Raw genomic sequence first — 19,973 nt, 5'->3', positions numbered from 1 at the left:
CCAAGGAGATGCCGCCGCCGTGAGCAGCAGCCTTCGACGCGGCACCCTCGCCGCTTCCGCCCTCGTGCTCTCGATCGCCTCGCTCTCCGCCTGCGCGGCGGGCAACAGTGCGCAGACGCTTGAGGTCAAGCCGGACAACGCCGCCACCTCGGTCGGCGACATCAAGCTCCAGAACATGAACGTGATCACCCAGCCGGACCTGGACGCCAAGGGCCCGGCCGTGATCACCGGCAAGCTCTTCAACAACGGCCGCAAGGACCAGACGCTGCGCGGGATCTCCCTGGTCGGCAAGAACGCGACCGTGAAGATCACCCCCGCGGGTGGTTCCGGCCAGCTCGTGGTGCCCGCGGGCGGCTCCGTCGTCCTCGGCGGCAAGGGCAACGCCTCCGCGGTCCTGCCGAACGGCCGTGAGGCGCTCAAGGACGGCGAGCAGCAGAAGCTGAGCTTCGACTTCAGCGACACCGGCGCGGTGAACATCGGCGCCTTCGTCGTGCCCGCGAAGAGCTTCTTCAAGGAGTGGGGCCCCGAGGCGCCCTCCTCCGCCCCGGCGCAGTCGGGCTCCCCGGCGCAGTCGGGCAAGCCCGGCAAGCCCGGCGCCGAGGGCTCCACGGGTACCCCGGGCGGCCAGCAGGGCGCCGAGAAGCCGGGTGCCGGTGAGCCGTCGCAGGGCGGCCAGCAGCACGCCGGTCACTGATCCCGGCCGACTGATCCACGCCGAGGGGCCCGGAAGCGCGCGCTTCCGGGCCCCTCGGCGTCGGTACCGGCGCGCGGGCGGCCGTGCGGCCCCCGTACGCCCGCCTGTCTACGGCTCGAACTTGTAGCCCAGGCCGCGGACCGTCACCAGATAGCGCGGCGCGCCCGGGTCGGGCTCGATCTTGGCGCGCAGCCGCTTGACGTGCACGTCGAGGGTCTTGGTGTCGCCGACGTAGTCCGCGCCCCAGACCCGGTCGATGAGCTGCATGCGGGTGAGCACCCGGCCCGCGTTGCGCAGCAGCATCTCCAGGAGGTCGAACTCCTTCAGCGGCAGGTCGACCTTGCCGCCGGAGACGGTGACGACGTGCCGGTCGACGTCCATCCGGACGGGGCCGGCCTCCAGGGCCGCGGGGGTGACCTCCTCGGGCTCGCCCCGGCGGCGCAGGACGGCCCTGATGCGGGCCACCAGCTCACGGGAGGAGAAGGGCTTGGTCACATAGTCGTCGGCTCCTATTTCCAGGCCGACGACCTTGTCGATCTCGCTGTCCTTGGCGGTCACCATGATGACCGGGACGTTGGAGCGCCCCCGCAGCTGGCGGCAGACCTCGGTGCCGGGCAGGCCGGGGAGCATCAGGTCGAGCAGAACCAGGTCGGCGCCGTTGCGCTCGAACTCGTCCAGCCCGTCGGGCCCGGTGGCGGCTACGGCGACCTCGAACCCTTCCTTGCGGAGCATGTAGGACAAAGCGTCGCTGAAGGATTCCTCGTCCTCGACGACGAGCACACGGGTCACGGGTGGACCTCCGGTCGGGTCTCTGTGGGGGCAACGGGGGTCGTTCCCCGAACACGGGTCACGGAAGCACCTCCGGAGTGGGAAGGTGCTCGCTGATGAGGGAGTCGTCGGTGCGGCGGGGGCCGCGGCGGTCGCGGTCGCGGACCGAGCCGGCCTCCGGGAGCCGCAGGGTGAAGGTGGAGCCCTGGCCCTCGGCGCTCCAGACCGTGACCTCCCCGCCGTGCGAGGCGGCCACGTGCTTGACGATGGCGAGGCCGAGGCCGGTGCCGCCGGTGGCGCGCGAGCGCGCCGGGTCGACGCGGTAGAAGCGCTCGAAGATCCGCTCGCGGTCCTTCTCCGAGATGCCGATGCCCTGGTCGGTGACGGCGATCTCGATGAGGTCGCCGCCGGGTGCGGCGATGTGGCGGGCGGCGATGCCGACGCGCGTACGGGCGGGGCTGTAGTTGACCGCGTTCTCCACGAGGTTGCCGAGCGCGGCGGCGAGCTGGCCGCGGTTGCCCCACACGTGCAGATCGGCGGTGCCTCCCGCGGCCATGGTGATCTGCTTGGTGCCGGCCTGGTGGCGGCAGCGGTCGATGGCCTCGGCGACCAGCTCGTCGACCCGGACGGGCTCGGAGTCCTCCAGCGGGTCGTCGTTCTGCACGCGGGAGAGGTCGATGAGCTCCTGGACGAGGTTGGTGAGCCGGGTGGCCTCGATCTGCATCCGGCCCGCGAAGCGGTTGACGGCCTCGGGGTCCTCGGCGGCGTCCATGACGGCCTCGGACAGCAGGGAGAGCGCGCCGACCGGCGTCTTGAGCTCGTGGCTGACGTTGGCGACGAAGTCCCGGCGGACGGCCTCGATGCGGCGCGCCTCGGTGAGGTCCTCGACCAGCAGCAGCACCAGCCGGGAGCCGAGCGGAGCCACTCTGGCCGAGACGGCGAGGGCGTCGCCGCGACCCGTGCCGCGCCGCGGCAGGTCGAGCTCGACCTGGCGTATCTCGCCGTCGCGGCGGGTGTCGCGCGCCATCTGGAGCATCGGCTCGACGGCCAGCTTCCCGCCGCGGACCAGCCCCAGGGCGTACGCCGCGGAGCTGGCCTTGACCACGGTGTCGGCCTCGTCGAGGACGACGGCCGAGGAGCGCAGCACCGACAGCACGGTGTCGACGCCGGGAGGGAGCACGGCGTCGGTGTGCAGGGAGCTGCGGGTGGGCCTCGCCTGGTCGCGCTCGCTCCAGCGGAACGCCAGCATGGCGATCACTCCGGTGCACAGACCGGCGATCGCAGCCGCTGCGGCGACTGCCGCGTTCACGTTCATGAGTCAAGGTTATGCGGGGTCCAGGAGGCATCCACAGCCAAACGAGTGCCATCTCGAACATACGTTGCCGAGAGTTCACCTTCAGGACAGCGCGGATTCACTCCGGAGGCCGCGGGCCGTAGCGTTCCGGCCGGAACGTGGGATCCGCCGGCGGAAGCGGTGCGGGAAGGCGCCGTGCCGCACATCTCCGCACGGCGTTCCATCGAGCAGGAGAGAAGGTCAAGGATGCGGGACGCGTACCACGAGGAGCTCGACTCGATCGGCGAGGGCCTCGTCGAGATGGCCCGGCTCGTCGGCTCCGCGATCGGGCGCGCCACCACGGCGATCCTGGACGCGGACCTCAAGCTGGCGGAGTCCGTGATCGCCGCCGACGCCAAGGTGGACGACCTCCAGCGGGACCTGGAGGCGCGGGCGATCGCCCTGCTGGCCCGCCAGCAGCCGGTCGCCACCGATCTGCGGATCGTGGTGACGTCGCTGCGCATGAGCGCCGACCTGGAGCGCTCCGGCGACCTCGCGCAGCACGTGGCCAAGCTGGCCCGGCTGCGCTTCCCGGACACGGCGGTCCCGCGCGACCTGCACGCCACGATCCTGGAGATGGGGCAGCTGGCGCAGCGCCTGATGGCCAAGGCGGGCGAGGTGATCATCACCAAGGACGTCGACCTGGCGCTCCAGCTGGAGCAGGACGACGACGCGATGGACCTGCTGCACCGCGCGCTCTTCCAGCACCTGATGGACGACCGCTGGCAGCACGGCATCGAGACGGCCGTCGACGTGACGCTGCTGGGCCGCTACTACGAGCGGTTCGCCGACCACGCGGTCTCGGTCGCCAAGCGGGTGGTCTATCTGGTGACGGGTGAGCACGCCGACGAGCTGACCCAGGGCGAGGGGCGCACAGGAGCAGTGGACGGCGCGTGATCGCGGAGAGTGCGCCGTCATGCCCTCCGTGCGCCCGGACATGCGTACGTCAGGGGCATTGACGGGCGAAGCGGACCGTCCTTGACTGAGGGTCAGGCAGACCACCCTTCGAGGAGGTACCGCATATGACTCACACCCCTCCGACTCCGGCCTCAGGCTGCCAGTGCGGGCCCGGTTGTTCGTGCGGCTGCCAGTCCGGCGGTCCGTGCCAGTGCGGTGGCGGCTGCGGCTAGCCGCGCACGCGCACGTCACTCACGGAAGCGGGCCCCCGGCCGGATTCTCTCCGGCCGGGGGCCCCTTTCCGCGCTGCCCCTGTCTTACGTGTCCGGTGCGGGAGCGGGCGGCGGGGGCGGCGGGGGTGCCGGCGGGACCTTGGGCTCCGTGCTGCCGGTGAGATAGGCGTAGACGACGATGTTCGCCAGGTAGGTGTGCTTGTTGCGGTCGTAGTCACCGCCGCACGTGAGCAGCCGGAGCTCGGGGCGGTCCGGGTCGTCCTTGTAGCGCGGGCCGTAGACCTTCTCGTCGTCCCAGTGGTCGTTGGGGACGACGGAGACGTCCTCGACGGTGAACTCCGCGGTGGAGCCGTCCGAGCGGGAGACATTGATCTTCGTGCCGGGCTTGGTGTTGCTCAGTTCGTAGAAGACGGCCGGGGCCTGTTTGGTGTCCACGTGGCCGACGAGGACGGCGACGCCGGGGGTGCCGGGCTGGGGGCCGTCCCGGTACCAGGCCACGGTGTTGGCCCGCTCGTAGGGGGGCGCTTCGACACCGCCCTGTGCGTCGAGGCCGTGGGCCTCGATGGGGGCCTTGATCCCCAGCGGCTTGATGACCAGTCCTTGGGGGCCCGCCCCCGGCAACGGTTCGTGTACCGGGGGCAGGCCGCGCGCGGGAGGGTGGCTCTTGGCCGCGGCTCCACCGGTCTTCCGAGCCTTGACGATCGCCGGCTCGTCGGTGTCACCGCCGCCCACCAGGCACAGGGCGAGCGCGACGGCCGCCCAGGCCACCCCTGTCAGCAGGCGCTTCGTGAAGCCGCCTGTGCGCGGTTCTGACATGTCACCTGTTTCTTCCCGTCACATCACTGCTTGGCCGAGGCGGCCCGGCGGCGGTACCAGAACATGCCACCGGCTATGCCGGCGGTGGCTCCCGCGGCGAGGATGAGGACGGGGGTGTCGCTGGACGACTCCGTGGAGGAGGCCATCAGCGCGGTGGCTCCACCACCCGCGTGGGCGTGCCCGTGCGGACGGTGCTCATCGTGCCGGCCCTCGTGGTCGTGACGGCCCTCGTGACGGCCCTCGTCGTGACGCCCGTCGTGGCGGCCCTCGTGGTCGTCACGGCCGTCGTGCCGGCCGTCGTGACGGCCCTCGTCGTGACGCCCGTCGTGCCGGCCGTCGTGGTCGTCACGGCCGTCGTGGTCGTGCCGCCCGTCGTGGCGACCGTCGTGGTCGTCACGGCCGTCGTGCCGGCCGTCGTGGTCGTGACGCCCGCCGTCGTCGTCGCAGTCGTCGTCGTCCCAGCGGCCGTCGTGACGCCCGTCGTGGTCATGACGGTCGTGGCGGCCGTCGTGGTCCCAGCGGCCGTCGTGGTCGTCGTCGCAGTCGTCCCGGTCGTGACCGTGGCCGGTGGCGGGGACCGTGGTCTTCTCGACCGGGGTCGCCAGGTTGCCGAGGTGGCCGAAGGCGTAGGCGGGGGCTGCGGGCACCGCGCAGGCCGCGACGACCGCGGCGCCGCACAGAGCGGTACGGATTGAATCCATGGTGTTACCTCCTTGACAAGAGGCTCACCCCGCTACTCACGCGCCGCATCCGCACCGTGGTTCTCTTGCTCCATTCGGTGACCAACTCGCTCTCCGTGACCACGCGCACCATCGCGAAAAGGCCCCCTGCCGACGGTGAAACCGCAGGCAGGGGGCCTTTTCCGGACGCGCTCAGGGCACGGCGCGTCCGTGGTCGGGGAGGGTTACTTCTTCTTGCCCTGGTTCTTCACGGCCTCGATGGCGGCCTTGGCGGCCTCCGGGTCGAGGTAGGTGCCGCCGGGGACGACCGGGCGGAAGTCGGCGTCGAGCTCGTAGGAGAGCGGGATGCCGGTGGGGATGTTCAGGCCCGCGATGTCGGCGTCGGAGATGCCGTCGAGGTGCTTGACCAGGGCGCGCAGGGAGTTGCCGTGGGCGGCGACCAGGACGGTGCGGCCGGCCAGCAGGTCCGGGACGATGCCGTCGTACCAGTACGGCAGCATGCGCGTGACGACGTCCTTGAGGCACTCGGTGCGCGGGCGCAGCTCGCTCGGGATCGAGGCGTAGCGCGGGTCGTCGCTCTGCGAGAACTCGGTGCCGTCCTCGAGGGCCGGCGGCGGGGTGTCGTAGGAGCGGCGCCAGAGCATGAACTGCTCCTCGCCGAACTCGGCCAGGGTCTGGGCCTTGTCCTTGCCCTGGAGGGCGCCGTAGTGGCGCTCGTTCAGCCGCCAGGAGCGGTGGACGGGGATCCAGTGGCGGTCCGCGGACTCCAGCGCGAGCTGCGCGGTGCGGATGGCGCGCTTCTGGAGGGAGGTGTGGACCACGTCGGGGAGCAGACCGGCGTCCTTGAGCAGCTCGCCGCCCCGGACAGCCTCCTTCTCGCCCTTCTCGTTCAGGTTGACGTCCACCCAGCCGGTGAACAGGTTCTTCGCGTTCCACTCGCTCTCGCCGTGGCGGAGGAGGATCAGCTTGTACGGTGCGTCGGCCATGCCCATGAGCGTAATCGACGGCAGGGGTGGTGCCGCCCGCCCCTGCCGTGGTACGGACGATTGACCGCCGCCGTCAATTCAGTGGCGCGCGATGATCCCCCCTCTGTAAGTTGCGGGTTTCGCAGGAGACACTTACATATCGGGGGTTGGGGAATGGCCGTAGCGAGCGTCGGGCGCGCCGCGAGGGAGAGCGTTTCGGGGCTGCCCCGGGAGTTCTGGTGGCTGTGGACGTCCACCCTGATCAATCGCCTGGGAGCGTTCGTCTCCGTCTTCCTCGCCCTCTATCTCACCGTCGACCGGGGCTATTCCGCCTCGTACGCGGGGCTGGTGGCCGCGCTGCACGGTCTCGGCAGCGTCGTGTCCTCGATCGGCGGGGGCGTGATGACCGACCGGCTGGGCCGCAGACCGACGCTGCTGATCGCCCAGACCTCGACCGCGGTGTCGGTGGCCGCGCTCGGGTTCGCGCAGAGCCCGGTGGCCATCGCCGCGGTCGCCTTCGTGGTGGGCATGGCCTCCAACGCCTCGCGGCCCGCGGTGCAGGCGATGATGGCGGACATCGTGGCGCCCGAGGACCGCGTGCGGGCCTTCGCCCTCAACTACTGGGCCATCAACCTCGGCTTCGCGATCTCGTCGGCCGCGGCCGGGTTCATCGCGCAGTACAGCTATCTCGCCGGCTTCCTCGGCGAGGCGCTCATGACGCTGGTGTGCGCGGTCCTCGTCTTCGTCAAGCTCCCCGAGTCCCGCCCGGCCGCCGCGAAGGCGGCCACCGGCGAGGAGGGGCCCGCGGTCAGCATGGGCACGGTGCTGCGCGACGGGCGCTACATGAGCGTGGTCGGGCTGTCCTTCCTGCTCGCGCTGATCTTCCTGCAGTCCTCGGTGGCGCTGCCCGTGGCCATGGCGAAGGACGGCTTCTCGACCACTGACTACGGCATGGCCATCGCCGTCAACGGCGTCCTGATCGTGGCGCTGCAGATCCCGGTGACCCGCTTCATCGAGCACCGCGACCCGGGCCGGCTGCTGGTGATCTCCGCGCTGCTCGGGGGCTACGGATTCGGGCTCACCGCCTTCGCCGGCGGGTCGCTCGCGGCCTACATGCTGACCGTCTGCGTCTGGTCCCTGGCCGAGATCGTCAACTCCCCCACGCAGATGGGCCTCGTCGTGCGCCTCTCCCCCGTCCACGGCCGCGGCCGCTACCAGGGTGTCTACGCCCTGTCCTGGTCCGGCGCCGCGCTCGTCGCCCCGCTGGCGGGCGGCACGGTGCTCGACCACTACGGGGCGGACGCGCTGTGGGCGGGCTGCGCCGTCGTGGGGACGGTGGCGGCCGCGGGTTACTGGGCGCTGACACGCACGCTCTCCCGGGGCTCCGCGCCGGAGCCGGACCTCCGGGTGGAAAGCGCGCCCGCGCCCGAGGGAGCGAGCATGTCAGGGGCGTGAGGGGCGCGGGGCTCAGCCCCGCTCCTCCCGCGTCAGCCCCGCTCCTCCTGCGTCAGGCGCGCGAACGCCTCCAGGTTGCGCGTCGACTCGCCGCGCGAGGTGCGCCACGCGTACTCCTTGCGGATCGCGCTCGCGAAGCCCATCTCCAGCAGGGTGTTGAAGCTGCCGTCCGCGTTCTCCAGCACCGTGCCCAGGATGCGGTCGATCTCGTCCGGGGTGACCGCGGCGAGCGGCAGGCGGCCGACGAGGTAGATGTCCCCGAGCCGGTCCGTCGCGTACGCCACCCCGTACAGCCGGGTGTTGCGCTCCAGCAGCCAGCGGTGCACCGCCTCGTGGTTCTCGTCGGGGCGGCGTACGACGAAGGCGTTGACCGACAGCGAGTGCTTGCCGACGATCAGGGACACGGTCGTCGACAGCTTGCGGGTGCCGGGGAGTTTGACCACATACGTACCGTCAGCGGGGCTCTCCCATTCGAGGCCCGCCTCGTGGAACGTCTGCTCGATGACGGATTTCGCGTCAGACATGCGACGAGCGTAGGCGACGCCGCCGGTCCGAGACCGCGGCGGAGTACACGTCCGCCGTGGCGGCGGCGGCCGTGTCCCAGCCGAAGGACCGCGCGTGCCGGGCCGCGGCCGCGCCCATCGCGTCCGCCAGCGAGGGCTGGTCGGCGAAGCGGCGCAGCGCCCGCGCGTAGTCGGCGGGGTCGTGGCCGTCGACGAGGAAGCCGCTGACGCCGTCCCGCACGGCCACCGGCAGCCCGCCCACGGCCGCCGCGACGACCGGCGTGCCGCACGCCTGCGCCTCGGCGGCCACCAGGCCGAAGGATTCGCTGTACGACGGCATGACCAGCACGGACGCCGCGCGGTACCAGTCCGCGAGCTGCTCCTGGCCGACCGGCGGCCGGAACCGTACGACATCGGTGATGCCCAGCCGGGCGGCCAGCTTGTGCAGTTCCTCCGGCTTGGCCAGGCCGCTGCCGCTGGGCCCGCCCACCACCGGGACGACCAGCCGCCGGCGCAGGCCGGGGTCCTGGTCGAGGAGCTCGGCGACCGCGCGCAGCAGGATGTCCGGCGCCTTCAGCGGCTGGATGCGCCCGGCGAAGAGCGGGATCAGGGCGTCGGCCGGGAGCCCGAGCCGCTCGCGCGCCGCCGCGCGGCCGCCGCTCGGGGTGAAGCGGTCGAGGTTCACACCGGGGTGGACGACGGCGACCTTGCCGGGCTCGGCGTCGTAGTGCCGCACGAGTTCCTCGGCCTCGCCGTCCGTATTGGCGATCAGCCGGTCCGCCGCCCGGACGATCTGCGTCTCGCCGATCACGCGCGCGGCGGGCTCGGGGGTGTCCCCGGCGGCGAGCGCGGCGTTCTTGACCTTCGCCATGGTGTGCATGGCGTGCACCAGCGGCACGCCCCAGCGCTCCGCGGCGAGCCAGCCCACGTGGCCGGAGAGCCAGTAGTGCGAGTGCACCAGGTCGTAGTGGCCCGGCCGGTGGCCCGCCCACGCCTGCATCACGCCGTGCGTGAACGCGCACAGCTGCGCGGGCAGCTCCTCCTTGGCCAGCCCCTCGTACGGGCCCGCGTCGATGTGCCGCACCAGCACGCCCGGGGCCAGCTCCACGGCGGGCGGGAGGGCTCCGGTGGTGGCCCGGGTGAAGATCTCGACCTCGATGTCGAGCGTGGCCAGGCGCTTGGCGAGCTCGACGATGTAGACATTCATGCCGCCCGCGTCGCCCGTGCCCGGCTGGTGCAGCGGGGACGTGTGGACGCTCAGCATCGCTATGCGGCGGGGCCGCCGAGGGGTGCCGATGCGCCGCAGGGGGCTCTGGGCGAAGGTGCCGAGCGCGCGGCCGCGGCGTGCGCCGAGCCTGGATGCGTACTGGCTCACCGGGTGAGTCCTCCGTCCGCTTCGTGAGGGGCATGCAGCGCGTTACACGGGGGCAACGTCGCGGAGGTCGCCTCCCATTTCCCCTTTACCAAAGTGTGACCCGGGAACGGAGGGCTGACCTACAGTTGAGCGCATGGCCAGCCGTACCGCCCCCGCCCGCCGTCCCATAGGGACGGCCACCCGGGGCACCACCAACCCCAACCGGCTGCGCCGCATGGACCGCTGGATCGCCCACACCCACGGCCCCGCCCTGCGCCGGAGCGGTGACCCCGTCGCCGTCGACCTCGGCTACGGAGCGGCCCCCTGGACCGCCGTCGAGCTGCTCACCCGGCTGCGCACCGCCTGCCCGGGGGCGGAGGTCGTCGGCGTGGAGATAGACCCCGAGCGGGTCGCCGCCGCGAAGCCGTACGAACGCGACGGGCTGGCCTTCGCCCACGGCGGCTTCGAGGTCCCCCTCGGCGGCGGCCCGGGCCGCGCGCCCGCGCTGATCCGGGCGGCGAACGTGCTCCGGCAGTACGACGAGGACGAGGTCGCCGCCGTCTGGTCCCGCCTCTGCGCGCGCCTCGCGCCGGGCGGCCTGCTCGTGGAAGGCACCTGCGACGAGATCGGCCGCCGCCACGTCTGGGTCGCCCTCGGCCCCGAGGGCCCCCGCACGGTCACCTTCGCGGCCCGCCTCGGCTCCCTGGACACCCCCTCCGACCTGGCGGAACGCCTGCCGAAGGCGCTCATCCACCGCAATGTCCCCGGCGAGCCGGTGCACGCGTTCCTGCGGGACTTCGACCGGGCGTGGGCGGCGGCCGCGCCGTATTCCGCGCTTTCCGCCCGGCAGCGGTGGATGCGCACGGCGGCTTCTCTGGCCGGGTCGTGGCCGCTGACGGATGGGCCGGGGCGGTGGCGTCAGGGGGAACTCTCGCTTCGCTGGGACGCGATTGCTCCGCGATAGCGGGTGTTTTTCCGGCCTTCGGTCGCGTCCTCAAACGCCGGACGGGCTGGATTGCGCACTCAGATCAGCCAAATCAGCCCGTCCGGCGATTGAGGACAACGCGCGAAGCGTGTTGCTGGGGGTCCGGGGTCTCCCTGGTTTCGGGCAGGAGCGGGGCTGGGGAAAAAGCCCGCCGCAGGCGCAACCCCCCTCACCCCACCCGCAGTACCCCCAGCAGCGCGTCCACCAACCCCCGGTCCCGCGCCTCCGTGAGCCGTCCCCGAGCCACCTCCGGCGCAAGCCAAAGAAGCTCATCCACCTCCCGGTTGGGGACAAACACCCCGGAAACCGCCTGCGCCCCCCAATACCGCACTTCCTTCTCCCGCCCGTCCACCTCATAACAAACCGTCGGCAACGGCGCCCCCAGGACGCACACCATCCCCGTCTCCTCCAGCACCTCCCGCACCGCGCAGCCCGCCGCGTCCTCGCCCCGTTTGAGCTTGCCTTTCGGGTGCGACCAGTCGTCGTAGCGCGGGCGGTGGACGAGGGCGATCTCCAGGCCGGCACCGTGCCGCCACAGCACGCACCCCGCCGCGCGGATGACGTCGTCGCTCACAGCGCCGCTCCCCCCATGCGCTGCCAGACCCGGCCGAAGGTGAAGCGGGCGGCTTCGACCTCGTGGCGCTGGTCGGCGTGGAGGACGCCGAGGGCGTAGGCGGTGGCCGGGGCGATGCGCGGGGTGCGGGCCGCGGCGGCGGCCGCGGCGGCCGCTTCGGCGGCGTCGCGGTGGCGGTCCAGGGCCTGACCGGCGTTCAGCAAGCTGACGGAGAGGGAGGGTTCGGCCTCGCCCTGCCGGTGCTCGTCCAGCACCTCCTGCGCGTACCGCCGCAGCCGTACGAGCTTGCGCACCTGGTGCCACGGGGCGTCCTGGCGCGCCTCGGCCGGCGGCGCGTCGGAGGACGGCAGGGCGGCGAGGCCGTGGGTGAGGGCCTCGGCGTTGTACGGGTGCCCGGCGACGGACAGCGGCAGCTGCTCGACGGCCTCCACCAGCCGCCGCTGGGTCTGCTCCACGAGCCGGGGCAGCGCCTCGCGGGCGAGGAGGTCGTGCGCGGCCGGGTCGAGCGGCACCTCGGAGGCGAGCACGGCGGCCGCGTCGGCGACGGCGTGGAACCGCGAGGAGCCGAAGGTCTGCAGCGCGGCCGAGTGCGCCCGGGTCCGGGCCAGCGTCAACTGCCGCTCCAGCAGCGCCCCGGCCCGCGCGGCACCGACCGTCAGCCCGCTCCAGGCCCGCTCCTCGCAGGGCGTCGCCCCGGACAGCCGGTGCAGCGCCCCGCGCAGCCGGGCCAGCCGTGCCGCGTAGGCGTGTTCGCGACCCAGCGTCTCCGACAGCCAGACCAGTTCGGAGCTGAGGTGGTCGGTCCAGGCCGCGTCGGTGAGCGGGCGGTAGGCGCCCAGGACACCGGCGATGCGGCGGGCCGAGCGGCGCAGCAGCCGGGCGGCCTCCGTCGCGTCCTCGGCGCCCGCGCCGCTCTCGGCGTGCAGCCGCAGGCTGCGCAGGAACTCCACGGCCTGGCCGTGCAGATAGGCCGCGAGCACCTCTCCGGAGGTCGCCGTGTCCACGGCCGGGTCCGGCGCGGCCGGCCGCCGCGTCGTCGTCATGTCCCCTCCCCCGGCCACGGTGACCGTAAGCGGCTGGTCATGCGGTCGCTGAGCCACGCCGGCGCCTCCGGGCGTCAATGAGCATCTCCTGTACGTTGCGCAGCGGCTGCCCGTCGGCGTCCGTCGCGTGCCGCCGCCAGCCGCCGTCCGGGCCGAGGTGCCAGGAGGCGGTGGAGTCGGACATCCCGGTCTCCAGCAGCCGGCCGAGCGAGGCCCGGTGCGCGGGGTCGGTGACCCGCACCAGCGTCTCGATGCGCCGGTCGAGGTTACGGTGCATCATGTCGGCGCTGCCGAGCCAGACTTCGGGGTCGCCACCGTTCCCGAACGCGAAGACTCGCGAGTGTTCGAGGAACCGGCCGAGGATGCTGCGCACCCGGATGTTCTCCGAGAGCCCGGTCACCCCGGGCCGCAGCGCGCAGATGCCGCGCACCCAGATGTCCACCGGCACGCCCTCGCGCGCCGCGCGGTAGAGGGCGTCGATGACGGCTTCGTCGACCATCGAGTTGACCTTGATGCGGATGTACGCGGGCCGCCCGGCCCGGTGGTGCCCGACCTCCTTGGCGATCCGGGCGATCAGCCCGTCGCGCAGCGACCGGGGGGCGACCAGCAGCCTCCGGTAGGTCTCGCGCCGGGAGTAGCCGGACAGCCGGTTGAAGAGGTCGGAGAGGTCCGCGCCGACCTGCGGGTCGGCGGTGAGCAGCCCGAGGTCCTCGTAGAGGCGGGCGGTCTTGGGGTGGTAGTTCCCGGTGCCCACGTGGGAGTAGCGGCGCAGGGTGTCGCCCTCCTGCCGCACCACCAGCGACAGCTTGCAGTGCGTCTTCAGGCCGACCAGGCCGTAGACGACGTGGCAGCCCGCCTCCTCCAGCTTGCGCGCCCACTTGATGTTGGCCTGCTCGTCGAAGCGGGCCTTGATCTCGACGAGGACGAGCACCTGCTTGCCGGATTCCGCGGCGTCTATCAAGGCGTCCACGATGGGCGACTCGCCCGAGGTCCGGTAGATCGTCTGCTTGATCGCGAGGACGTCCGGGTCGGCCGCCGCCTGCTCCAGGAACGCCTGCACGGAGGTGGAGAAGGAGTCGTACGGGTGGTGCAGCAGCACGTCCCGCTCACGCAGCGCCGCGAAGATGTCGGGCGCGGACGCGGACTCGACCTCGGCGAGGTCCCGGTGGGTGCCGGCCACGAACTTCGGGTACTTCAGCTCGGGCCGGTCCAGGGACGCTATGCGGAAGAGCGCGGTCAGGTCGAGCGGACCGGGCAGCGGGTAGACCTCGGCGTCGGAGATCTTCAGCTCGCGCACCAGCAGGTCGAGGACGTACGGGTCGATGGTCTCCTCGACCTCCAGCCGCACGGGCGGGCCGAAGCGGCGCCGCATGAGCTCCTTCTCCAGCGCCTGGAGCAGGTTCTCCGCGTCGTCCTCCTCGACCTCCAGGTCCTCGTTCCGCGTCACCCGGAACATGTGGTGCGCGAGCACCTCCATCCCCGGGAACAGGTCCTCCAGGTGCGCCGCTATGACGTCCTCCAGCGGGACGTACCGCTCCGGGGACGCCTCCAGGAAGCGCGACAGCAGCGGCGGGACCTTCACACGTGCGAAGTGGTCATGGCCGCTCACGGGGTTGCGCACGACGACCGCGAGGTTGAGCGAGAGCCCCGAGATGTACGGGAAGGGGTGCGCCGGGTCGACCGCCAGCGGCGTCAGCACCGGGAAGATCTGCTGCCGGAAGAGGGTGAACAGGCGGCCCTGCTCCTTCTCGGTCAGCTCAGGCCAGCGGATCAGGTGGATGCCGTGCTCGGCGAGCTCGGGCGCGACGTCCTGCTGATAGCAGGCGGCGTGCCGGGCCATGAGCTCCCGGGAGCGGGTCCAGATCTGCTCCAGCACCTCTCTCGGCTGGAGCCCGGACGCCGAGCGCGTGGCCACCCCGGTGGCGATCCTGCGCTTCAGCCCCGCCACGCGCACCATGAAGAACTCGTCGAGGTTGCTCGCGAAGATCGCGAGGAAGTTGGCCCGCTCCAGCAGCGGCGTCGCCGGGTCCTCGGCCAGCTCCAGCACCCGCTCGTTGAACGCCAGCCAGCTGCGCTCCCGGTCCAGGAACCGTCCGTGCGGCAGCGGCTCCTCTCCGTACGCGCCCTCGAGCCCCTCGTCGCCGTACGCCGGGTCCCCGTACGTCCCCAGATCCGAAGCGTCCAGATCCGGCTCCAGCCCCGGAGAGGCCGGTGCCGCCACCGCGTAGGGCCTGTGCGCCGCGATGGAGCCGACGGAAGGCTGCGGATTACCGAAACCGTGTGCCTGAGCGCTGCTCGACGAGGTCATGTCTTCATTGTTCCGCGCGGACGCGCCGGCGGCGCGTAGCCGGCGGTCTGGTGCGTGGGGCACGGCGGGCTGCATTCGGCAAGAGTCGCAACCGGTGTTGAATTGGGGGTAACGGTCACATGACGTGCCGGTGCGGTTGCGCTGGCGCTGGCTTGTGGCGGGGTGGTGGGGGCGGGTCGTTTGTCGGGTGCGGGTTGCTTGCGCCTTGCGGTTCGGGTGGCCTCAAGCGCCGGCCGGGCTGGGGTTGTGGTGGGTGCCGGGGGTGGGACTTCCGGGCTGAGGACCTGGAACGCGGTGCGGGCACCGTGCTTCGTATGGAGTGCCGTACCGACGCACCGCGTTCCAGAACCCCACCCTCCAGCCCCACCCCCTCCCACCGGAGAGCACGTGCGGGACGTATCCACTTCAGGGTTCCCAATCAGCCCGTCCGGCGATTGAGGACAACGCGCGAAGCGCGTTGCTGGGGGTCTGGGAGCTTGCCCCCAGTTTCGGGAAGGGGCGGGGCTGGGGAACAAACAGCCCGTCCGGCGTTTGAGGACGCGGCCGCAGGCCGCTCCCGCCGCAGGCGGCGAACCGGCCCGCAGCCGGGAAGGGGCGGGGCTGGGGAAAAAGCCCGCCGCAGGCGGCGACCGGCCCGCAGGCTTAGGTGCGATCAGGAAGGGGCGGGGCAGGGGAAAGACCCGCCCCGCGGCTCCGCACTGGGCGTCAAAAGCGAAGGCACCCCAGGCGAGCGAAGATGAGCCAGGAGAAGTTCCTCCAGAGACGGCTCCGCACTCTGCCAAGAGCCGAGGACCGGACGACCCTCCGGCCGGATGAGAGCGGTCAGTTGACGACCCGTCCGCCGCGCCTCCACCACCGTATGCGCGGCGAACGGATCGTCAGAACCCTCGCACCGCCCCACAAGCACCGAATGAGCCGCCACCAGATCCTCGACCTCGCCCGCCAGCCGCACCCGCCCGTCCGCGATCAGCAGCAGGTAGTCACAGATCCCGTCGAGCTCGGCGAGGACGTGCGAAGCCATGACGACCGTCACGGAACGTTCGGCGGCGGCCGTCATCAGGGCGGTGGTCGTGCGATGGCGTGAGAGAGGGTCGAGGTCGGCCATCGGCTCGTCCAGGAGCAGCAGTTCGGGCCGCTTGCCCAGAGCGAGGGCCAGGGCGACGCGGGTGCGCTGGCCGCCGGAGAGGTCGGCGACGCGGGCGCCCATCGGCGGGCCGTCGTCCGCCAGGAGCGCCTCGGCGGTGGCCTGGTCCCAGCTGACGGGGTTGAGCTCGCGGCCCATGCGGAGGGTCTCGGCGACGGTGAAGCGGGGATAGAGCGGCTTGTCCTGGGAGAGGTACGCGACGCGGGGCCGCACCCCTTCCTCGCCGGGGCCGCCGCCGAGGACGGTCAGCGAACCCTCGGTGGGCCTGCGCAGCCCGGCGGCCAGGGACAGCAGCGTGGACTTGCCCGCGCCGTTGGGCCCGACCAGCGCGCAGACGCGGCCCGCGGGCAGCCGGAAGGAACAGTCGCGCAGCGCCCAGCCGCGCCGGTGTCTCAGCCCGAGCCCGACCGCTTCCAGGGCGGTCAGGCCGGGACGGAAGGTGAAGTCGGTCATGGGGCCTCGAAGCGCTCTTCCAGGACGGAGCCGACCAGCGCGGCGACGTCCTCCCGGGCGAGCCCGGCCGCGCGGGCGCGCTCCATCCACTCGGCGAGCTCCGCGCGCAGCGGCGAATCGGCACCGGCCTGCGGGCGGGCGAGCGACCGCCGTACGAACGTCCCGAGCCCGGGGCGCGCCTCGACGAGGCCGTCGCGGGTGAGCTCGCGGTAGGCCTTCAGCACGGTGTTGGGGTTGATGGCCGTGGCCGCGACGACCTCTTTGGCCGTGGGCAGCTTGTCGCCCGGCGCGAGGAGGCCGAGCCGGAGGGCCTGCTCCACTTGCTGGACGATCTGGAGGTAGGTGGCGACCCCGCTGCGGCGGTCGATGCGGAACTCGACCACGAGCACCCTTTCACTATTTGACTAGTGAAAGGGTGGGGTACGGGGCTGGTGCGTGTCAAATGGGCGGGCTGCCGCCTGCGGCGGCTTGCCCCCCCGGCTGCGGGTCCGTGGCGCCTGCGGCGGGCTTGTTCCCCAGCCCCGCCCCTTCCCGGAACCGGGGAGACCCCCGGGCCCCCAGCAACACGCTTCGCGCGTTGCCCTCAATCGCCGGACGGGCTGAAAGAAAAGACGGGCGCACCTCCGGCACCCACCACAAACCAGCCCGGCCGGCACTTGAGGCCACCCGAACCCCAACCACGAACAACCCGCAGACAAAGATCAGCTCTCAGTCCGATACATCAGATCCGTCTCATGCACCCCGAACCCCAACCCCTCATAAACCGCCACAGCCGCCAAATTGTCCGCGTCAACATAAAGCATCGCCGTAGCCAACCCCCGCCCCTCCAGATGCCGCAGGCCGATCGTCGTCAGTGACTTCCCCAGGCCACCCCCCTGGAAGCCGGGGCGGACCCCCAGCACATAGACCTCGCCCAGGCCCTCCGCCGCATGGACCTTCGTCCAGTGGAAGCCGACGATCTCGCCGGCGCGCTCCGCGAGGAAGAAGCCCTCGGGGTCGAACCACTCAGCCGCCTTGCGGTCGTCGAGGTCCCGCTGCGTGAGGGAGCCCTGTTCAGGGTGGTGGGCGAAGGCGGCGGCGTTCAGGGAGAGCCAAGCCGCGTCGTCCTCGCCAGGACGGAAGGTGCGCACGACCACGCCCTCCGGCAGGACAGGGTCGGGAAGGTCCAGACCCGCCAGCGGACGTCGCATCTGGCGGAGCTCACGGAAGAGGCTCAGGCCCAGCACCTGCGCGAGGTGGCGCGCGGCGGGGTGGCCGCCGTGGGCCCAGATGCGCAGCCGCTTGCCGGACTCCGCGAGGAGGGCGCTGCCCAGCGCCCGCCCGTGCCCACGGCCGCGCCGTGAGGGGTGCACGACGAGCTCGCCGGCGGGCGCCTCCACCGGGTCGCTGTCCTCCAGCTGGCCGTAGCCGATGAGCTCGCCCTCCTCGTCGCGCAGCAGTACGTGCCGTACGCCCGCGCGGCGCCCGTGGAGCTGGAGGCGGCCCTGTTCCGAGACGGCCGGCTGGCCGTCGACGGCGGCGGCCTCCTCGATCAGCACCAGCACCTCCCGCGCCACCTCGGGCGCGAGTTCCTCCGTCACCTCGACCGACCGCTGGCCGCCTGTGTTGTTCACGACGTCACTCATGGGTCGAGCCTACGACCTCGGCCATCAGGAGCTACGGAATCGTCACCTCAACCCTCCTGACGCGCTACGCGCGTTGACTCTAAGCTTCCGGCGACCAGTAACAACCGCATATGCACAAAGGGGAACAAATGCACGCGACGCCGCCACGGAAGCGCCGCTCCAGACGGCTGACCACGACCGTCGCCGTACTCGCGGCCACCGCCGGTGTCCTGGCGACGGCCGGCCCGGCGAGCGCCCACCACTCCCGTACGGTCGACGTACAGCTGCTCTCCTTCAACGACTTCCACGGCAACCTGGAGCCCCCGCAGGGCTCCTCGGGCACCGTCACGGAGTTGCAGCCCGACGGCAAGAAGAAGGCCATACCGGCGGGCGGCGTGGAATACCTCGCCAACTCGCTGCGCACGGCCCGCAAGGGCCACCCCTACTCCGTGACCGCGGCGGCCGGTGACCTGATCGGGGCCAGCCCGCTGGTCTCGGGGCTCTTCCACGACGAGCCGAGCATCGAGGCGATGAACAAGCTCGGGCTGGACGTCACTTCCGTCGGCAACCACGAGTTCGACGAGGGCCGCGCCGAGCTGACACGGATGCAGAAGGGCGGCTGTCACCCGAAGGACGGCTGCTTCGAGAAGGGCAAGAAGTTCCAGGGCGCCGACTTCCCCTACCTCGCGGCGAACGTCACGGACGAGAAGACCGGCAAGCCCATCCTCAAGCCGTACACCGTGTGGAAGCACAACGGCGTGAAGATCGGCTTCATCGGCGTCACGCTCAAGGGCACGCCGGACGTCGTCACCGCGGAAGGCGTGAAGGGCCTGAAGTTCGGTGACGAGGTCGAGACGATCAACAAGTACGCCAAGGAGCTCGACCGCCAGGGCGTGAAGTCGATCGTCGCCCTCATCCACGAGGGCGGCCTGCCGGCCTCCGGGGCGTACAACTTCGACTGCGACACCCCGGGCGCGGGCGCCGGGATCTCCGGCCCGATCGTGGACATCGCGAAGAAGATCACGCCGAAGGTCGACGCCCTCGTCACCGGCCACACGCACGCGGCGTACACCTGCACCATCCCCGACCCGTCGGGCGCGCCCCGCACGGTCACCTCGGCGGCGTCCTTCGGGCGGCTGTACACCGACACCACGCTGACGTACGACCGGCGGACCAAGGACATCGTCCGCACCCCGGTGAAGCACCCCCGCGCGGCCAACCACGTCGTGGACCGCGACCAGCCGAAAGCCCCGGACATGACGGCCCTCGTCGACCGCTGGCGGAAGCTGTCCGCGCCGGTGGCGAACAAGCCGGTGGGCTACATCTCCGCCGACATCAACGGCCGCGGCTCGCAGGACTACGAGAAGCCGCTCGGTGACGTCATCGCCGACGCCCAGCTGGAGGCCCTGGCCCCGGCCGACAAGGGCGGCGCCCAGATCGCGTTCATGAACCCCGGCGGCATCCGCTCCGACCTCGCCTACAAGGCGTCGGGGGCGGAAGGGGACGGCGTCGTCACCTACGGCGAGTCCTTCACCGTGCAGCCCTTCACCAACATGATGGCCACGGCCGACCTCACCGGCGCCCAGCTCATCTCCCTGCTCCAGCAGCAGGTCAGCGGCGTGAACGAGGCCGAGCCGATCATCCTCCAGGTCAGCAAGGGCCTCACCTACACCCTCGACATGACGAAGAAGGGCGCGGCCCGCGTCGACGTCTCCTCGGTGAAGCTCGACGGCGCGGCGATCGACCCGGCGAAGACCTACCGCGTCGCGGCGAACGCGTTCCTCGCGGGCGGCGGCGACGGCTTCCCGGCGTTCAAGGAGAGCAAGAACCCGCGCATCGGGGCGTCGGACCTCGACGTCTTCAACGCGTACCTGACGGCACACTCATCGAAGACGACCCCGCTGGCACCGCCGAAGGCGGACAGGATCACGGTGGTGAAGTAACGCTCTGACCTTTAGCGGTCAGGCAGCCTTCAAACCAACGGACGGGCTGGATATGCGACTACGGTCCGCATATCCAGCCCGTTGGGGGCACCTCCCAGCGTTAGCTGGGGGAGCTTGAGGACAACGCGCGAAGCGTGTTGCGGGGTCTGGGGCGCGGCCCCCACGCGGCGGAGCCGCACATCAGACGCAGCCGGGAAGGGGCGGGGTAGGGGAACGAAGCG

The 19,973-nt window shown here is 71.8% G+C and carries 18 protein-coding genes; 5 read left to right on the top strand and 13 right to left on the bottom strand.

Going from position 1 to position 19,973, the window contains the following annotated elements:
- Nucleotides 1-19 precede the first annotated feature (19 nt).
- The gene (locus ACZ4A5_RS20755; RefSeq protein ID WP_467585878.1) at nt 20-694 is read left to right on the top strand and encodes a copper chaperone PCu(A)C domain-containing protein; all 675 of its coding nucleotides are present in this window, start codon (nt 20-22) and stop codon (nt 692-694) included.
- A gap of 108 nt (nt 695-802) precedes the next feature.
- On the opposite strand, the gene phoP is transcribed toward ACZ4A5_RS20755, so the two are convergent.
- Entirely contained in the window at nt 803-1,474 is a 672-nt protein-coding gene (phoP, locus tag ACZ4A5_RS20750) for a two-component system response regulator PhoP (protein WP_465270246.1), read from the bottom strand.
- 67 nt (nt 1,475-1,541) lie between these two features.
- Nucleotides 1,542-2,777, bottom strand: a complete 1,236-nt coding sequence (gene phoR / locus ACZ4A5_RS20745; protein WP_467585875.1) for a two-component system sensor histidine kinase PhoR — start codon at nt 2,775-2,777, stop codon at nt 1,542-1,544.
- 225 nt (nt 2,778-3,002) lie between these two features.
- Between phoR and phoU the strand changes: the two genes are divergently transcribed.
- A complete protein-coding gene (gene phoU / locus ACZ4A5_RS20740) occupies nt 3,003-3,692 on the top strand; it encodes a phosphate signaling complex protein PhoU (protein WP_467585872.1) in 690 nt (229 codons plus the stop codon).
- 317 nt (nt 3,693-4,009) lie between these two features.
- Here the strand turns inward: phoU and ACZ4A5_RS20735 are convergent, their stop codons facing one another.
- The 3 genes from ACZ4A5_RS20735 to ACZ4A5_RS20725 all read right to left on the bottom strand — a co-directional run bounded on the left by ACZ4A5_RS20735 (nt 4,010) and on the right by ACZ4A5_RS20725 (nt 6,407).
- Nucleotides 4,010-4,741 (bottom strand): class F sortase, encoded by a 732-nt coding sequence (locus ACZ4A5_RS20735; RefSeq protein WP_467585869.1) that lies wholly within the window; start codon nt 4,739-4,741, stop codon nt 4,010-4,012.
- A 23-nt stretch (nt 4,742-4,764) separates the two neighbouring features.
- The gene (locus ACZ4A5_RS20730) at nt 4,765-5,442 is read right to left on the bottom strand and encodes a hypothetical protein (RefSeq protein WP_467585866.1); all 678 of its coding nucleotides are present in this window, start codon (nt 5,440-5,442) and stop codon (nt 4,765-4,767) included.
- A 203-nt stretch (nt 5,443-5,645) separates the two neighbouring features.
- Complete coding sequence (locus tag ACZ4A5_RS20725) at nt 5,646-6,407, bottom strand: phosphoglyceromutase (RefSeq protein ID WP_398868198.1); 762 nt, start codon at nt 6,405-6,407, stop codon at nt 5,646-5,648.
- Nucleotides 6,408-6,560: 153 nt separating this feature from the next.
- Between ACZ4A5_RS20725 and ACZ4A5_RS20720 the strand changes: the two genes are divergently transcribed.
- Nucleotides 6,561-7,841, top strand: a complete 1,281-nt coding sequence (locus tag ACZ4A5_RS20720; protein WP_467585863.1) for an MDR family MFS transporter — start codon at nt 6,561-6,563, stop codon at nt 7,839-7,841.
- Between the two features lie 32 nt (nt 7,842-7,873).
- Here the strand turns inward: ACZ4A5_RS20720 and ACZ4A5_RS20715 are convergent, their stop codons facing one another.
- Both ACZ4A5_RS20715 and mshA read right to left on the bottom strand, forming a co-directional pair.
- Nucleotides 7,874-8,365, bottom strand: a complete 492-nt coding sequence (locus ACZ4A5_RS20715) for a YbjN domain-containing protein (protein ID WP_398868200.1) — start codon at nt 8,363-8,365, stop codon at nt 7,874-7,876.
- Complete coding sequence (mshA, locus tag ACZ4A5_RS20710; RefSeq protein ID WP_467585860.1) at nt 8,358-9,719, bottom strand: D-inositol-3-phosphate glycosyltransferase; 1,362 nt, start codon at nt 9,717-9,719, stop codon at nt 8,358-8,360. The genes ACZ4A5_RS20715 and mshA overlap by 8 nt, the downstream gene beginning before the upstream one ends.
- A gap of 133 nt (nt 9,720-9,852) precedes the next feature.
- Between mshA and ACZ4A5_RS20705 the strand changes: the two genes are divergently transcribed.
- On the top strand, nt 9,853-10,662 hold the full coding sequence (locus tag ACZ4A5_RS20705; protein WP_467585857.1) for a class I SAM-dependent methyltransferase: 810 nt from the start codon (nt 9,853-9,855) through the stop codon (nt 10,660-10,662).
- Nucleotides 10,663-10,852: 190 nt separating this feature from the next.
- Here the strand turns inward: ACZ4A5_RS20705 and ACZ4A5_RS20700 are convergent, their stop codons facing one another.
- From ACZ4A5_RS20700 to mshD, 6 genes are all read right to left on the bottom strand, one after another.
- Nucleotides 10,853-11,257 carry an NUDIX hydrolase gene (locus ACZ4A5_RS20700; protein ID WP_467585854.1) on the bottom strand — a complete coding sequence of 135 codons (405 nt, stop codon included), beginning with the start codon at nt 11,255-11,257 and terminating at the stop codon, nt 10,853-10,855.
- On the bottom strand, nt 11,254-12,300 hold the full coding sequence (locus ACZ4A5_RS20695) for a CHAD domain-containing protein (RefSeq protein WP_467585851.1): 1,047 nt from the start codon (nt 12,298-12,300) through the stop codon (nt 11,254-11,256). The genes ACZ4A5_RS20700 and ACZ4A5_RS20695 overlap by 4 nt, the downstream gene beginning before the upstream one ends.
- A gap of 37 nt (nt 12,301-12,337) precedes the next feature.
- A complete protein-coding gene (locus ACZ4A5_RS20690; RefSeq protein ID WP_467585848.1) occupies nt 12,338-14,608 on the bottom strand; it encodes an RNA degradosome polyphosphate kinase in 2,271 nt (756 codons plus the stop codon).
- Between the two features lie 652 nt (nt 14,609-15,260).
- A complete protein-coding gene (locus ACZ4A5_RS20685) occupies nt 15,261-16,205 on the bottom strand; it encodes an ABC transporter ATP-binding protein (protein WP_467585845.1) in 945 nt (314 codons plus the stop codon).
- A complete protein-coding gene (locus ACZ4A5_RS20680) occupies nt 16,202-16,588 on the bottom strand; it encodes a GntR family transcriptional regulator (protein WP_398868295.1) in 387 nt (128 codons plus the stop codon). The genes ACZ4A5_RS20685 and ACZ4A5_RS20680 overlap by 4 nt, the downstream gene beginning before the upstream one ends.
- Before the next feature lie 318 nt (nt 16,589-16,906).
- Entirely contained in the window at nt 16,907-17,830 is a 924-nt protein-coding gene (gene mshD / locus ACZ4A5_RS20675; RefSeq protein WP_467585843.1) for a mycothiol synthase, read from the bottom strand.
- Between the two features lie 128 nt (nt 17,831-17,958).
- On the opposite strand from mshD, the gene ACZ4A5_RS20670 reads away from it, so the two are divergent.
- Complete coding sequence (locus tag ACZ4A5_RS20670; protein WP_467585840.1) at nt 17,959-19,752, top strand: bifunctional metallophosphatase/5'-nucleotidase; 1,794 nt, start codon at nt 17,959-17,961, stop codon at nt 19,750-19,752.
- Nucleotides 19,753-19,973 lie beyond the last annotated feature (221 nt).

This window comes from Streptomyces sp. NPDC025618 (assembly GCF_055558795.1).
This window is presented reverse-complemented; position numbering and strand designations above follow the sequence as displayed.